Consider the following 14186-nt stretch of genomic DNA (forward strand, 5'->3'; position numbering starts at 1 on the left):
CTGGAGAAGCTCCCCGACCACCGGATCACCTTGGTGTGCACGGGCTCCCAGGGCGAGCCGATGGCCGCCCTGTCCCGGATGGCCAATCGGGACCATACGATCCGTATCGGCAAGGGCGACACCGTCCTGCTCGCCAGCTCCCTCATCCCCGGCAACGAGAACGCCATCTACCGGGTGATCAACGGCCTGACCCGGTGGGGTGCCAACGTCGTCCACAAGGGCAACGCCAAGGTGCACGTCTCCGGACACGCCAGCGCCGGGGAACTCGTCTACTGCTACAACATCGTCCGACCCCGCAACGTCATGCCCGTGCACGGCGAGTTCCGTCACCTGCGGGCCAACGCCGACCTTGCCATCCGTACCGGCGTCGACCCCGAGCGGGTCGTCATCGCCGAGGACGGTGTCGTCGTCGACCTCGTCGACGGCCGCGCCTCCATCACCGGCAAGGTGCCCGCGGGCAACGTCTACGTGGAGGGCATGGAAGTCGGCGGCGCCACGGAGGCGTCCCTCAAGGACCGCGTCACCCTCGCCGAGGAGGGCGTCGTCACGGTCGTGGCTATCGTCGACGCCGACACCGGCGCCTTGGCCGAGGCCCCCGACTTCCTGGCCCGGGGCTTCGTCCACGACGACACCACCTTCGAGCCGGTCATCCCCGTCATCGAGAAGGCCCTGGCCGCCGCCGCGCAGGAGGGCGTCGGCGATGCCCACCAGCTCGAACAGCTCATCGCCCGCGCCGTGGCCAACTGGGCGTTCCGCACCCACCGACGCAGGCCGTTGATCATCCCCGTCATCATCGACGCCTGACCGGGCCGCCGCCCAGCTCCCCGCTCCCGCGCCGGGGCGGAGCATGCGTCGCACGCCGGCAACAGCACCCGTGCGTCCACGAACGTCAGAAAGGTGAACGATGAGCCTGCGCTTCGAGGAGATCGACTGGCAACCGACGCCGATCGGTGAGATCAGTCTGCGCCGGCGCCGCCACCCGGTCTCGGGCGACGATGTGTACGAGGTGAAGCTCGGCGACGAGTTCCTGATGTCCAGCCTCTTCACCACCGGCGAGATCGCACTCACGGAACTCGCACTGGCGAAACTGCCGGACACCGAACTGGACGTGGCCGTCGGCGGACTCGGGCTCGGGTACACCGCCCAGGCGGCGCTTGAGGACCCCCGGGTGCGCTCGCTGACCGTCATCGACGCGCTCGCCGAAGTCATCGACTGGCATCAGCGGCACCTGGTGCCCCTCGGGGCCCAGCTGACCTCGGACGCCCGCTGCCGCCTAGTGCACGGCGACTTCTTCGCACTGGCCGCCGACCCCCGCGGTCTGGACCCACGGGAGCCGGGCCGCCGCTTCCACGCCATCCTGCTGGACGTCGACCACTCACCGCGCCAGGTCCTCCACCCACGCCACGCAGCCCTCTACCAGCCCGCCGGGCTCCGCGCTCTTGCCGAACACCTCCACCCCGGCGGGGTGTTCGCCCTGTGGTCGAACGACCCGCCCGACGAGCAGTTCGCCTCCGTACTCACGGACGTCTTCGCACAGGCCGCGGCCCATGTCGTCGACTTCGACAACCCACTGCAGGGCGGTACCTCGACCAACACCGTCTATGTGGCCGGCACAGCACCGGCCACGCCGTAGGAGCGTCGGAGGAGTTCGGCGATGTCGCGAGCCGCGTCGCGGGCCGGGCGGCCGACGCCGATCAGGGTGGCTGAGGCGGGGCCGGTCCAGTCGCCGTAGCCGAGCAGGTGCAGGCGTGGCTCGTCCACGGAGCGTGTCCCGGCCGTGGGGATGTGGCCGCGTGGGCCGCGCAGTCCCAAGGGTGCGAGGTGCGAGAGGGCGGGACGAAAGCCGGTGCACCAGATGACCGCGTCCGCCTCGGCCCGGGTGCCGTCGGCCCAGGCGACGCCGTCGCGGGTGAGGCGTACGAACATGGGTGACGCCTTCAGGAGCCCCGCGTCGCGGGCCTCGCGCACGGGCGGTACGGCGACGATGTCACCCAGGGACGCCACTCCGCCGGTGTCGGTGCCGCCCTCGTCGAGGGCCCGGCGGCGGGCGGTCGCCGCGTCGAACAACGCCCGCCCGTCGATGTCGTCGGCCAAGAAGCGCGGCGGGCGCTGGGTGACCCAGGTCAGCTCGGTGTCGTACGCCAGGTCGGCGGCGATCTGAGCACCGGAGTTGCCACCGCCGACGACGATGACCTTCTGCCCGGCGAAGTCGCTCGGGCCGCGGTACTCCACGGTGTGCAACTGGCGACCTCGGAAGTCCGCCCGCCCGGGGACGGCGGGCAGGAAGGGACGCCACCAAGTGCCGGTGGAACTGATGACAGCCCGCGCACGCCAAGCATCGGAGTCCGTCTCCACACGCAGGAATTCACGGTCCCGGTGTACGCCGAGGACGCGTACGGGCCGGTGGATGGCTAGCTCGTACCGCTTCTCGTACTCGGTGAGGTACTCCACGACATGCTGCGCGTCCGGATAGACCTCACCCTCCTGTACCGGCATGGGGCGCCCCGGCAGCGAGGAGTACGCGGCCGGGGAGAAGAGATGGAGTGAGTCCCAGGTGTGCTGCCACGCGCCGCCCGGCTCGGCCTGGGCGTCGAGGATGACGAAGTCCAGGCCGAGGCGGCGCAGATGGTAACCGGCGGCGACCCCGGCCTGGCCGCCGCCGATCACCACCACATCAGCGTGCTGCGTCATGCCGCCCGCGCCGCCGCACACAAGGGGCATCGCACCATACGGGCCGGGGCTCGGTATGGAGCAGCGAGCATCGACCCACGACGGACCTCGTTCACGACCACGCGAGCATGCTCCTCACAGACTGCGGCGCCGCAGTCGTGGCAGACACCGACGGCCGTGCTGGTCGCTCCCTGCGTGCGGCTGTCGAGGCGCTGCATCAGCGGGCTCCCTCCGCGGTGGCCAGTTCGGACGGGGTGAACTTCTTGCGCCAGGCCAGTGACACGTACACCAGCGCGACCAGAACCGGCACCTCGATGAGCGGGCCGACGACACCGGACAGGGCCTGCCCGGAGGTCACACCGAACGTGCCGATGGCGACCGCGATGGCCAGCTCGAAGTTGTTGCCGGCCGCCGTGAACGCGAGGGTCGCGGTGCGGTCGTACGCCAGGCCGATGACCTTGCCGAGCGCGAACGTGCCGAACCACATGACGGCGAAGTAGACCAGCAGCGGCAGCGCGATCCGTGCCACGTCCAGCGGCTGCGAGGTGATCGTCTTCCCCTGCAGGGCGAAGAGGATGACGATCGTGAAGAGCAGCCCGTACAGGGCCCAAGGGCCGATCTTCGGGAGGAAGTCGGACTCGTACCGCTCCCGGCCCAGCTTCTGCTCGCCGAACCGGCGGGTGAGGAACCCGGCCAGCAGCGGGACGCCGAGGAAGATGACGACATTCAGCGCGATCTTCCACATGGAGATGTCGAGCTGCTCGCCCTCACCGAGACCCAGCCAGCCGGGCAGCAGGTCCAGGTAGAACCAGCCCAGCAGGCCGAACGCCAGCACCTGGAAGACCGAGTTCAACGCCACGAGCACGGCGGCCGCCTCACGGTCACCGCAGGCGAGGTCGTTCCAGATGATCACCATGGCGATGCAGCGGGCGAGCCCGACGATGATCAGCCCGACGCGGTACTCGGGCAGGTCCGGCAGGAAGATCCACGCCAGCGCGAACATCACGGCCGGGCCGACGACCCAGTTGATGACGAGCGACGAGACCATCAGCTTGCGGTCGCCGGTGACCGCGTCGAGCTTGTCGTAGCGGACCTTGGCCAGGACCGGATACATCATGATCAGCAGGCCGACGGCGATGGGCAGCGAGATGCCGCCGATCTCGACCTTGGCGAGGGCGTCGTTCAGGCCGGGGATGAGGCGGCCGAGGCCGAGGCCGAGGGCCATGGCGGCGAGGATCCACACCGCGAGGAAGCGGTCGAGCGTCGACAGCTTCGCGACGACCGAGGACTCCTCGGTCGTCGCGGGTGCTTCGGTGGGGGTCACGGACAGGCTCTCTTTCGGTCGGTCTCGATGGTCGTACGCGCGGTGTCGGCCAGCTCGCCGAACATGCCGGCCAGGGCGTCCAGCACCTCGGGGTGGAGCTTGTAGTACGTGAAACGGCCGCAGGGCTCGGTCTCCACGACGTTCGCCTCGCGCAGCACCTTCAGATGGTTGGAGACATTCGTCTGCCGCGCGCCCGTCTCCGCCACGAGGTGGCTGGCGCACAGGGTCTCGTGGGCGAGCAGGGTCACGATCTGAAGCCTGAGCGGGTCGGCCAGAACCCGCATCAGTTCAGTGTTGGCTGACGTCATCATGGGCTGATACTGTCACATCAGTGGCCGATGATGCCACCGGGTGCTGATATCAATCGGGCCTGAGCCGTCGCGAGACAAGAGAGACCTCCTGATGTCCGACAAGCCCTCCGTGCTCTTCGTCTGTGTCCACAACGCCGGCCGCTCCCAGATGGCCGCCGCGTGGCTGACCCACCTGGCCGGAGACCGCGTCGAGGTCCGTTCGGCGGGCTCCAACCCGGGCGCCGCCGTGAACCCGGCCGCCGTGGAGGCCATGCGCGAGGTCGGCATCGACATCTCCGCCGAAGTGCCGAAGATGCTGACCGTGGACGCGGTCAAGGAGTCGGATGTCTGCATCACCATGGGCTGCGGCGACACCTGCCCCGTCTTCCCCGGCAAGCGCTACCTGGACTGGCAGCTGGAGGACCCGGCGGGCCAGGGCGTCGAGGCCGTACGCCCGATCCGCGACGAGATCAAGACCCTGATCGAGGGCCTCATCAAGGAGATCGCCCCGGAGAAGACGGCATGAGTGAGACCCACGAGACCGGCGAGACCTCGGACGAGATCCGCAACGTCATCGTCATAGGTTCCGGGCCTGCCGGATACACCGCCGCCCTCTACGCTGCCCGCGCCGAGCTCAAGCCGCTCGTCTTCGGCGGCGCCATCTTCGTCGGCGGCGCGCTGACCACGACCACAGAGGTCGAGAACTTCCCGGGCTTCCCGCAGGGCATCGACGGCCCGGTCCTCATGGAGAACATGCGGGCCCAGGCCGAGCGCTTCGGCGCCGAGATGATCGACGACGACATCGTCGAGGTCGACCTGACCGGGGACATCAAGACCGTCACCGACACGGCCGGGACCATCCACCGGGCGCGCGCAGTGATCGTCGCGACCGGCTCCGGCTACCGCAAGCTCGGCCTGCCGCGCGAGGACGAACTCTCCGGCCGGGGCGTCTCCTGGTGCGCCACCTGCGACGGCTTCTTCTTCCGCGACCGCGACATCGTGGTCGTCGGCGGCGGCGACACGGCGATGGAGGAAGCCACGTTCCTCACCCGCTTCGCCCGCTCCGTCACCGTCGTCCACCGCCGCTCCACCCTGCGCGCCTCCCAGGTCATGCAGAACCGCGCCTTCGCCGACGACAAGATCTCCTTCGCCTTCGACAGCGAGATCGCCGAGATCAAGGAAGCAGACAGCAAGCTCGCCGGGGTCGCGCTCCGGGATGTCTTCACCGGCAAGACCCGCGACCTGGACGTGACGGGCCTGTTCATCGCGATCGGCCACGACCCGCGCACCGAACTCTTCACCGGTCAGCTGGACTTGGACGAGGCGGGCTATCTGAAGGTCGAGTCGCCCTCGACCCGTACGAACATCCCGGGCGTCTTCGGCGCCGGCGACGTCGTCGACCACACCTACCGCCAGGCCATCACCGCCGCCGCCAGCGGCTGCGCGGCCGCCCTGGACGCCGAGCGATACCTCGCCGCACTCGCCGACACGGCGCCCGCGGAGCCGGAGAAGACCCCGGCCGTCGTCTGAGCGATCCGCGGTCCTGGCCCACGCTCCCGTCCCCCTATCGATCCCCTGGGGACGGGGGCATTCGCGCATCTCAGGCTGTGTCGCAGGCTGAAATCCGAGAACCCCACGAACCCCAGGCGAACATCTGTCGGACTGACGCCGACGGTACGGCGAAAGCGCCCGGCGCACGCGCCCCCGCTCCATACGGTGTGCGGACACACGTATGGCACATACAGCAGACGCACGTATGGCGCTTACGACGGGCGAGGGTGCGGGGGCGAACTCGTGGAATGGCTGAACGCCGAGAACCTGGTGGCGGTGGGCACGGCGGTACTCGGCCTCGCGGCGTCCGTCGCCGTCGTCTGGTACGAGCGCCGGGTTCCACGCCGCAGACACATCGGCTTTCGCGTCCAGATGGACACTCCGATCGGCAGCGACGCCCGCAACGGCGGACGGGCCAACGTACGGCTCGGCCTGTTCAACGAGTTCTCCGACCTGTCCGACGCCACCCTCGTCCTGCTGCGCATCGAGAACGACGGCTCCCTCGGCATCGTCTACGACGACTACACCAGCCGTGAGCGCCACGGCCTCACCGCCGTCTTCACCGGCCGCACCATCCGGGGCATCGCCATCACCCAGCCCTCGGACACCGCCCATCTGATGGACCACTTCACTCCGGTCGCGGGTCTGCGCCACGAGGGCGACACCTTGTTCCTCCCGAAGGTTCCGCTCAACAAGGGCCACCACTTCAAGGTGCTGGCGCTGCTGACCGGCGGCGGGGTCGGCTGCGAGGTGACGGTGACCGGCGGCCTCCGGGACGGCGAGGTGAAGCCCAACCGGGGTATGACCGCGGACGACAAGCCGCCGCTCTTCAGCCGCCCGGCCCGTCTGATCACGATTCTGTTCACCGCGTGCATCATCACCCTCGCGTCCATCATCGTCATACGCAACGACGACGTGCCACCACCCATCGGCTGCGCCAAGGGAACCCTGACCGTCACCGGATCCACCGCCTTCGCCCCGGCGGCGGAGAAGCTGGGCGAGAGCTATGAGAAGGCATGCCCCGGTTCGGACATCGTGGTGGAACCACACGGCAGTACCGCCGGGGTCCGGGCGCTCGACGCGGCGGGCGCCGAGTCGGCCTCGCCCGGCGGCTCACCGTCCCTCGTCGCCTTCTCCGACGGCCCCAAGCCGAACGGCTACCCGGAGCTCGAGGAGAACCCCGTCGCGGTCTCCGTCTTCACCCTGGTGGTGAACGACCGGGTCGCGGTGAAGGATCTGACCCTCGACGAGGTACGGAAGATCTACCGGGGCGAGATCCGCAACTGGCAGGATCTCGGCGGGCCCAACCTGCCCATCCTCCTGGTCAGCCGTGACGCCAACTCCGGCACCCGTGAGGTCTTCCAGCGGCAGGTTCTGGGACGCAACGAGCCCGCCAACTCCTCGCGGGACTGCCGCACCAAGGACGATGCCAATGCCACGGTCACCCGCTGCGAACTGGACAGCACAGCACAGGTGTTGAGCACGGTGGGGCGGTTGCCCGGCGCGATCGGCTACAGCGAGCCCCGGGCCGCCTCCGCCGTGAAGGGCCTGCACTCGCTGCGCATCGACGGACAGGCCGCGACCGTCGAGACCATCGGCACCAGCGGATACCCGTACCGGGAGATCGAGTACGTCTACACCTACGGTCGCCCTGCCGCCGACTCGCTCGCCGCCAGCTTCGTCAACTACCTGAGCCGCGGCGCAGGGCAGGACGTCATCCGCGACCAGGGCCATTTCCCGTGTTTCGCCCCGGAGGGCCTGCGGCTCTGCGGCGGGAAGTGGCAGTGACTCCTGGGCCACGGCCACACCCCGGTGGAGCGGTTTTCTGCCGTCCGCCGCGATGCCGGACGCGGGGAAACTGATCGGCCTCGCGTCTGCCCTGACGGAAGTTCGCGACGCCCTTACGCGAGTGAGTGAAGAGGCATCAGGCGATAGAGGGTTCGAGGATCGCGCGCACCCTGTTCAGACCGTCGTGGTTCACCGAGTACCAGGACCAGGTGCCGCGGCGTTCGCGGTTCAGGAGTCCCGCCTCGGTCATGATCTTCAGGTGGTGGCTGACGGTCGGCTGCCGGAAGCCCAGGCAGTCGGCGAGATCGCACACACATGCCTCGCCGGCAGGTGCGCGCTCGATGATCCGGAATATCTGCAGCCGCGTGGGGTCGGCGATGGCCTTGAGCATGACGGCGAGTCGCTCGGCCTCGTCCCGCTCGATGAGCAGGCACGCCAGGCCGGGGGAACAGGTATCGGCCTTCGTCTCGTCCGCTACCTCCGCGGCACCCAATTCAGTGATAGCCATCTATTCACCATAAGGGCCGTTCGAGTGCCTCGTGGGCGTTCGAAGACCCCGCGAACAGCTCGTTCACTCACCGTTCACTTTGGTTGCAGGCTATGCAAGAAATAGACAGCTACCTATGATGCATGGCCGGGGGCAGGAATCGGGACCCCCTGCGGAGGAGCTGCACCATGAACGAGCAAAACCCTCCCGGCGGAGGCCGTCGGTCCGCTCCGTCTCTGCGGGACATCAACCCCGTACTCGAACGCATCATCCTGCGGCTGGCCGCCCAGCACTGCAGGTCCTTCTCACGGGAGACGGTCGAGAACTATGTCGAGGAGTGCTCCTGGCTGCTGTCGGCGAAAGCGAGTGTTGCGCACCATCTCCCGGTCCTGGTCGAGCGGTTCGCCGACCAGCGGCTAGGTGCGCTCGCCCGTGGCATGGGGCTGTCTCCGAAGCCGGTGCCCGAGGTGCTGTTCGTGTGTACGGAGAACGCGGGCCGCTCGCAGCTGGCGGCCGCCCTGATGCGGCACCGGGCGGGCAAGGGGATCCGCGTCCTGACCGCCGGTTCCGCGCCGGGCACGGAGATCGCCCCGGTGGTGCTGCAGCTGCTCGCGGAGCAGGGCCTGGACGCGGACGACGAGTTCCCCAGGCCGCTGACCGCCGAGGTCGTCACGGCCGCCGACGTCATCGTCACGCTGGGCTGCGGCGATGCCTGCCCCGTCCGGCCCGGGCACCGCTACCTGGACTGGAATCTGCCGGACCTGGGCGGGCTGGACATCGAGAGCGCACGGGCGGTACGGGACCGGCTCGCCACCCGTATCGACGTACTGGCGCGTGAACTGTTGCCGACAGGTCTTCCCCGGACATGAGTTGTCCAGGTGAGGGGCGATACGTAGCGTCATCGACGCGCAGATCGCCATTCCCAGGAGGCCCTTCCGTGACCCGTGTGATCGCCGTCGGCGGCAGTGACGCCGGTATCAGTGCCGCCCTGCGGGCCCGCGAACTCGACCCGGACAGCGAGGTCACCGTCGTAGTGGCCGACGCCTACCCCAACTTCTCGATCTGCGGCATCCCTTACTACGTCTCCGGCGAGGTCACGCACTGGAGCAACCTCGCCCACCGCACCGCCGAGGACCTGGCGGCCACCGGCATGGACGTACGCATCAACACCCGCGCCACGCACATCGATCCGGCCGGCAAGCGGCTGACGGTACGGGATGCGGACGGGCACACCGAGCAACTGCCCTACGACGCCCTGGTGGTCGGGACCGGCGCGGTCAGCGTCCTGCCGCCCATCGAGGGCCTGGGCGCTCTGGGCCCCAAGCAGGGAGTGCATCTGCTGCACAGTATGGGCGACACCTTCGAGCTGGAGCGCAGCCTCGACGAGCGGCAGCCCGTCAACGCCGTGATCATCGGGGCCGGTTACATCGGCCTGGAGATGGCCGAGGCGCTGACCACGCGCGGGATCTCCGTCACGCAGATCGAGGCACTGCCCGAGGTCCTGCCGACCGTCGACGCCGAACTCGGCGCGCTGGTACGGACCGAGCTCGTCGCCCACGGCGTCGATGCTGACCGGCACGACCGTCAAGGGCATCTTCCGCGAGACCGGCGACCGCCTCCGCGTGGAGGCCACCGGCGCGGACGGCAGCCCCCTGACCCGCGAGACGGACCTCGTCCTGGTCGTGGTCGGTGTACGTCCCGACACCGCCCTCGCCGCCGAGGCGGGCGCCGAACTCGGCTTCCGTGGCGCGATCGTGGTCGACGAGCGGATGCGTACGTCACTGCCCGGCGTGTACGCCGCCGGGGACTGCGTCGTCACCCACCACCGCATGCTCGGCACGACCTGGCTGCCGCTGGGCACCACCGCGCACAAGCAGGGCCGGGTCGCGGGCGAGAACGCACTCGGCGGCGACCGGCGCTTCGCCGGGAGTCTGGGCACGCAGGTGGTGAAGGTCTTCGACCTGGTTGCCGCACGCACCGGGCTGCGCGAGCACGAAGCCCTTGCGGCGGGCCGGAGTTGGATGCCGGTGACGACTTCCAGCAACCCCGACGACCACAAGGCGTACTACCCGGGTGCCACCCCGATCGCCACCCGCATCACCGGAGACCGCGGCAGCGGGCTGCTGTTGGGCGCCCAACTCGTCGGGCGGCGCACCGCAGAGATCTCCAAGCGGGTCGACACGTACGCGACCGCACTGTTCCACGGCATGACCGTGGACGCCGTCAGCGACCTCGACCTCTCCTACACGCCCCCGCTGGGATCCCCTTGGGACGCGGTGCAGTTGGCGACCCAAGCATGGGTACGTGAGCACGGGCGTAAGTAGGCTCTGAAATGAACCGGCGACGCGTGGCACCGCCATGCAGCCCGTCGGCCGGAGTCTGTCGACGCGTACCCGCGTTCAAGGGTCGGCGTCGGTGGGGCACAGGGAGATCAGGGTCCGGGCCTCGGCCAGGGAGCCCGCGGCGATGATCTCCATCAGAGTCCTCGGGTCGGTGGTGATGGTCAGCCACCGGGCCTGGCCTGTGGGCAGGAAACGGACGCGAACCTTCGCCGAGTACCACGGCTTGCGATGGCAGAGCATTCACGGACGGGCAACTGCAGCGAACGGCCGCGTACATAGACGTGAAAGCCCGCCGCATCAAGCTCGATGTCACCGACCACCAGCGGACCGGTCGGCTCCTCCCTGTGACCGGCCTTGAGCAGCGGGAGGATCTCCCCGGTCCGGTAGGGCCGGGCCACGAAGGCGATGGCGACGGCCGGGTCGAGGCCCCGGCCGGCCCGGTCGGGGCAGGGCGGCAACCCCGCGCAGGTCAGTTCCCGCTGAACGGCAGGTCACTGCGTTTTCCTCTCCTGGCGGTCGCGCCGACTGGGTCAGGGGACTCAGTCGGTATCATGCAGCCATGGCTCACGTTCCCGCGGCCGAGCGCCGCCCTCAGCTGATCAAAGCGGCCATCGACTACATGGCGAGGGAAGGGGTCGCGGCGGGAAGCACTCGTGCCATCGCCGCCGAGCTGGGAGTGGCCCAGGCCACGGTGCACTACACCTTCGGTACGAAGGAAGGCCTGTACCGCGCCGTCATGGAGCAGCTCAAACAGGATCTGATCGCGCAGGTCGAGGGGGCAGCGCCGGCCGGAGCCGGGTTCGAGGAGACGGTTGGCACGCTGGCTGCCGCCCTGTGGCGGACGGTCCGCGAGCAGCCCGCCAGTCATCAGCTCCTCATGGAGCTGACCATGTTCGCGCTGCGCTCCCCCGCCCTGAGCGAGGCTCTTGAAAGTCACAACCGGAGCGTGACCGAGGTGACGGCGAGGCTGGTGGCCGAGGCAGCCGAGCGCACCGGTCTGCCCCTTGCCCAGCCTGCGGAGACGATTGCGCGGTTCTTCCTCGCCGGCTTCGACGGGCTGACGATGCAACGCCTCTCGCACCCCGACGAGGAGGCCGAGCACGCCTGCCTCCAAGCGTTCGTGTCTGCCGTGGTGGCGATGGCCGGCGGCCGCCTGGATCTGGTGTCCGTACCTTCGAGCTGACAGCGGTCGGGCGCACTCGTACGGGTCCGAGTGCGCCCGAACTCGTTTGCCAGTTGCCCGGGTTGAGCACCTCTGAGCGGATCAAGATGCTCAGGTGAGGCAGCGAGATACGGATGTTCGCACGCACGCCCGGCGGCTGCGTCCGATCTCTCGGCCAGCCAGAACGGCTTGGCGTAGGCGGTTATGACGAAACGATCACCAGCACCACACACTCGACATTCTCGATTGACAATGTCGCCTCTACGCACAGGCGTCTGAGCGTGTCCGCGATCGTGGCCCGCCTGGTTGTGTCGTGCTGAGAATGCCTGGGCGGCCAAAGACACTGACACGGTGGTCGCCCAGGTCGAGCGGGAGAGACATCCCGCCTCGGCAAACGGCGCATGAGCAAGCGGTCAGGCGCTCACGCTGTTGCCACGGGAATCATGGATTCGGTCCCGTGAACTCGGGCTCCTTCTCCAGGGCGGCCGAAGCCCTGGTCCCTTCCCCGGACTCGGAATCACTCTCCGCTCCTGCCGCCGCAGTACGGTCCTTGCCGGGGAGCAAGAAGGCCACCGACACCGCCCCCACTCCCAGGATCGCCGCGCCCACCAGGCTGGTGTGAGCCACCGCTTCCGCGAAGGACGAGCCGACCGCGTCCGCCATCCGGTGAGCGCCGTCGGCGAGTTGGCCGGCCTGCTCCTGGAGCTGCGCGGCCTGCTGCGGGTCGGTCACCTGCGCCGCCTGTTCGGCGAGCTGCCGTGCCTGGTCGCCGATGCCCTGGGCGACCCCGTACCCGGCGGCGACCGAGTCCTGTGCCTGGCTCAGTGCGTCGGCGGGGAGTCCGCTGCCCGCGGTTGCGTCCGACAGGCCCGACGAGTACGAGGTCGACAGCAGCGAACCGAGGATGGCGATGCCGATCGCCCCGCCCAGCTCCTGCGAGGTGTCGTTGACCGCGCTGCCCACGCCCAGTTCCTCCTCCGGGAAGGTGCCCATGATCGCGTCCGTGCAGGGCGCGAGCGCCAGGCCCATCGCGAGCCCGAGAGTGATGAGGGGTGCCACGAAATCGCCGTACGACGACGCCTTGTCGATCTGGGTGAGCAGCGCGAGTGCCGCCGCGCCGCCGACCATGCCCGCGACGATGGTCACCTTCTGGCCGAAGTGCGGGGTGAGGTAGCCGGTCAGCACGGAGCCTGCGAAGACCGCGCCGGCGAGCGGCAGCATGCGCAGGCCGGTCTCCAACGCGTTGTATTCCAGGACGAACTGGAGGTGCTGGGTGACGTAGTAGAAGGCGCCGAAGATCGCGAGGAGGAACAGTACGACGGCGATGTTGGCACCCGTGAACGCGCGGCTCGCGAAGTGGCGCAGGTTGAGGAGGGGGTGCGGGTGGTGCAGCTCCCACAGGACGAACGCCACGAGCCCCGCGACCGTGACGACCGTAGCCGTGACCGTCTTGGCGTCCCAGCCGTGCGGGGCCTCGATGAGCGTGAAGACCAGTGCGGCGATCCACACCACCGACAGCAGGCCGCCGACGTAGTCGATCCGTGGGCTGTGCGTGGCCTTGGACGGCGGTACCAGGACGAAGGCGCCGACGATGGCGAGGGCGGTCACGGGAACGTTGATCAGGAAGGTGGACTGCCAGCTGAAGCTCTCCAGCAGCATGCCCGCGAACAGCGGTCCGGCGGCGATGGCGATACCGGCGGTGCCCGACCACAAGGTGATCGCCTTGGTCCGCTCGGCGCGCGGGAAGGTCGCGGCGAGGAGAGAGAGCGTGGCGGGCATGATGAGCGCCGCGCCGACACCCATGACGGCACGGGCCGCGATGACCCCCACCCCGCTGTCGACCAGTGAACCCCCTATCGCTCCCCCGCCGAACAGGACGAGCCCGAGAACGAGCGCGCCACGTCGGCTGTACTTGTCGCCGATCGCAGCGAACAACAGCATCAGGGCGGCGTAGGGGATGGTGTAGCCGTCGATGACCCACTGCAGATCCGTACTGGTCAGGCCGAGGTCCTGGGTCATGGAGGGAGCCGCGACCGTGAGAGCAGTGTTGGCCATCACGATCATCAACAAGCTCAGACAGAGCACCAGCAGAGCCCACCAGCGCCGGGCGTAGGGCCGGTCCATCCCCTCGACCGGTTCGTTCATGAATACACGCATGGCCAGGTCCGTCCTTCCGCCAAGGGGTCCGCGCAATCCCCCTGCGGACAGGGGCGGGTGCACGAACCGAAAGGCATGTGGCGCCTTCCGTTCGACAGACTTTATCACTCGACAAAGTCAAAGGATCGAGTCTGGTTCGCGTAGCCGTTGAGAGATGAGTCGCACAGCGGCTGGTCGCCTGGGCGCCCAGGATCAATGCGCCGACGACGCGCGCCACGGACACCCGCGATCGGACTGCGGGGACGGATCGGCGAATGCCAGATGGCGAGAGGAAGGCGGCGGCTATGCCACCGCTGGCGGAGCACAGCCATCCGCGCACACCTCGACCTAAGACCGTGTCCTACGTGGTGAGGCGGACGAGTCTCTTGTAACAGCACAGGGCTGCGGCGAGTCCGAGAAATGCCAGGTAGTTGCG

The 14186-nt window shown here is 68.9% G+C and carries 14 protein-coding genes and 1 pseudogene; 9 read left to right on the forward strand and 6 right to left on the reverse strand.

All coding sequences use genetic code 11. From position 1 onward, the window contains the following. Nucleotides 1-804 (forward strand): ribonuclease J (locus tag GAS53_RS45105; RefSeq protein WP_151483606.1); only part of this gene is annotated, 804 nt, incomplete at its 5' end. Between the two features lie 100 nt (nucleotides 805-904). After that, nucleotides 905-1633 (forward strand): polyamine aminopropyltransferase, encoded by a 729-nt coding sequence (locus tag GAS53_RS45110; RefSeq protein WP_151483592.1) that lies wholly within the window; start codon nucleotides 905-907, stop codon nucleotides 1631-1633. On the opposite strand, the gene GAS53_RS45115 is transcribed toward GAS53_RS45110, so the two are convergent. The 3 genes from GAS53_RS45115 to GAS53_RS45125 form a co-directional block, all read right to left on the reverse strand. After that, on the reverse strand, nucleotides 1600-2691 hold the full coding sequence (locus GAS53_RS45115) for an ArsO family NAD(P)H-dependent flavin-containing monooxygenase (protein ID WP_151483593.1): 1092 nt from the start codon (nucleotides 2689-2691) through the stop codon (nucleotides 1600-1602). The two genes, GAS53_RS45110 and GAS53_RS45115, sit on opposite strands and share 34 nt — an antisense overlap. A 196-nt stretch (nucleotides 2692-2887) precedes the next feature. Further along, nucleotides 2888-3994 carry an ACR3 family arsenite efflux transporter gene (gene arsB / locus GAS53_RS45120; protein ID WP_151483594.1) on the reverse strand — a complete coding sequence of 369 codons (1107 nt, stop codon included), beginning with the start codon at nucleotides 3992-3994 and terminating at the stop codon, nucleotides 2888-2890. Beyond that, nucleotides 3991-4305: an ArsR/SmtB family transcription factor gene (locus GAS53_RS45125; protein ID WP_151483595.1), complete on the reverse strand. Its 315-nt coding sequence runs from the start codon at nucleotides 4303-4305 to the stop codon at nucleotides 3991-3993. The genes arsB and GAS53_RS45125 overlap by 4 nt, the downstream gene beginning before the upstream one ends. 91 nt (nucleotides 4306-4396) lie before the next feature. Between GAS53_RS45125 and GAS53_RS45130 the strand changes: the two genes are divergently transcribed. From GAS53_RS45130 to GAS53_RS45140, 3 genes are all read left to right on the forward strand, one after another. Next, the gene (locus GAS53_RS45130) at nucleotides 4397-4810 is read left to right on the forward strand and encodes an arsenate reductase ArsC (protein ID WP_151483596.1); all 414 of its coding nucleotides are present in this window, start codon (nucleotides 4397-4399) and stop codon (nucleotides 4808-4810) included. Continuing rightward, entirely contained in the window at nucleotides 4807-5814 is a 1008-nt protein-coding gene (trxB, locus tag GAS53_RS45135) for a thioredoxin-disulfide reductase (RefSeq protein WP_151483597.1), read from the forward strand. Before GAS53_RS45130 ends, trxB begins: the two co-directional genes overlap by 4 nt. Nucleotides 5815-6078: 264 nt before the next feature. Further along, nucleotides 6079-7623: a substrate-binding domain-containing protein gene (locus GAS53_RS45140; protein WP_151483598.1), complete on the forward strand. Its 1545-nt coding sequence runs from the start codon at nucleotides 6079-6081 to the stop codon at nucleotides 7621-7623. Nucleotides 7624-7759: 136 nt separating this feature from the next. On the opposite strand, the gene GAS53_RS45145 is transcribed toward GAS53_RS45140, so the two are convergent. Next, nucleotides 7760-8131, reverse strand: coding sequence for an ArsR/SmtB family transcription factor (locus GAS53_RS45145; protein ID WP_151483599.1), 372 nt, complete (start codon nucleotides 8129-8131; stop codon nucleotides 7760-7762). 167 nt (nucleotides 8132-8298) lie between these two features. Here GAS53_RS45145 and GAS53_RS45150 point away from each other — a divergent pair, with 167 nt between their 5' ends. The 3 genes and pseudogenes from GAS53_RS45150 to GAS53_RS57160 all read left to right on the forward strand — a co-directional run bounded on the left by GAS53_RS45150 (nucleotide 8299) and on the right by GAS53_RS57160 (nucleotide 10434). Beyond that, the gene (locus GAS53_RS45150) at nucleotides 8299-8979 is read left to right on the forward strand and encodes an arsenate-mycothiol transferase ArsC (protein ID WP_151483600.1); all 681 of its coding nucleotides are present in this window, start codon (nucleotides 8299-8301) and stop codon (nucleotides 8977-8979) included. After that, nucleotides 8976-9930 (forward strand): annotated as a pseudogene (locus GAS53_RS45155) (NAD(P)/FAD-dependent oxidoreductase); the annotation flags it as partial. The gene GAS53_RS45150 and the pseudogene GAS53_RS45155, both read left to right, overlap by 4 nt. Nucleotides 9931-9939: 9 nt before the next feature. Further along, nucleotides 9940-10434, forward strand: a complete 495-nt coding sequence (locus GAS53_RS57160) for an NAD(P)/FAD-dependent oxidoreductase (protein WP_263974229.1) — start codon at nucleotides 9940-9942, stop codon at nucleotides 10432-10434. Nucleotides 10435-10509: 75 nt separating this feature from the next. Here the strand turns inward: GAS53_RS57160 and GAS53_RS55680 are convergent, their stop codons facing one another. Then, nucleotides 10510-10692 carry a hypothetical protein gene (locus tag GAS53_RS55680; protein ID WP_192583565.1) on the reverse strand — a complete coding sequence of 61 codons (183 nt, stop codon included), beginning with the start codon at nucleotides 10690-10692 and terminating at the stop codon, nucleotides 10510-10512. 319 nt (nucleotides 10693-11011) lie between these two features. Between GAS53_RS55680 and GAS53_RS45165 the strand changes: the two genes are divergently transcribed. Next, on the forward strand, nucleotides 11012-11635 hold the full coding sequence (locus tag GAS53_RS45165) for a TetR/AcrR family transcriptional regulator (protein WP_151483601.1): 624 nt from the start codon (nucleotides 11012-11014) through the stop codon (nucleotides 11633-11635). Nucleotides 11636-12055: 420 nt separating this feature from the next. On the opposite strand, the gene GAS53_RS45170 is transcribed toward GAS53_RS45165, so the two are convergent. Next, a complete protein-coding gene (locus tag GAS53_RS45170; RefSeq protein ID WP_151483602.1) occupies nucleotides 12056-13771 on the reverse strand; it encodes an MFS transporter in 1716 nt (571 codons plus the stop codon). Between the last annotated feature and the right edge of the window lie 415 nt (nucleotides 13772-14186).

Source organism: Streptomyces albicerus (genome assembly GCF_008905045.1).
Taxonomy (GTDB): Bacteria; Actinomycetota; Actinomycetes; order Streptomycetales; family Streptomycetaceae; genus Streptomyces; species Streptomyces albicerus.

What these genes read in the sequence shown, in the direction of transcription:
- GAS53_RS57160 (WP_263974229.1), top strand. Translation starts at nt 9,940, where the DNA reads ATGCTCGGCACGACCTGGCTGCCGCTGGGCACCACCGCGCACAAGCAG.
- GAS53_RS45115 (WP_151483593.1), bottom strand. Translation starts at nt 2,691, where the DNA reads ATGACGCAGCACGCTGATGTGGTGGTGATCGGCGGCGGCCAGGCCGGG.
- GAS53_RS45130 (WP_151483596.1), top strand. Translation starts at nt 4,397, where the DNA reads ATGTCCGACAAGCCCTCCGTGCTCTTCGTCTGTGTCCACAACGCCGGC.
- GAS53_RS45150 (WP_151483600.1), top strand. Translation starts at nt 8,299, where the DNA reads ATGAACGAGCAAAACCCTCCCGGCGGAGGCCGTCGGTCCGCTCCGTCT.
- GAS53_RS45110 (WP_151483592.1), top strand. Translation starts at nt 905, where the DNA reads ATGAGCCTGCGCTTCGAGGAGATCGACTGGCAACCGACGCCGATCGGT.
- GAS53_RS45125 (WP_151483595.1), bottom strand. Translation starts at nt 4,305, where the DNA reads ATGATGACGTCAGCCAACACTGAACTGATGCGGGTTCTGGCCGACCCG.
- trxB (WP_151483597.1), top strand. Translation starts at nt 4,807, where the DNA reads ATGAGTGAGACCCACGAGACCGGCGAGACCTCGGACGAGATCCGCAAC.
- GAS53_RS45145 (WP_151483599.1), bottom strand. Translation starts at nt 8,131, where the DNA reads ATGGCTATCACTGAATTGGGTGCCGCGGAGGTAGCGGACGAGACGAAG.
- GAS53_RS45165 (WP_151483601.1), top strand. Translation starts at nt 11,012, where the DNA reads ATGGCTCACGTTCCCGCGGCCGAGCGCCGCCCTCAGCTGATCAAAGCG.
- GAS53_RS55680 (WP_192583565.1), bottom strand. Translation starts at nt 10,692, where the DNA reads ATGCTCTGCCATCGCAAGCCGTGGTACTCGGCGAAGGTTCGCGTCCGT.
- GAS53_RS45170 (WP_151483602.1), bottom strand. Translation starts at nt 13,771, where the DNA reads ATGCGTGTATTCATGAACGAACCGGTCGAGGGGATGGACCGGCCCTAC.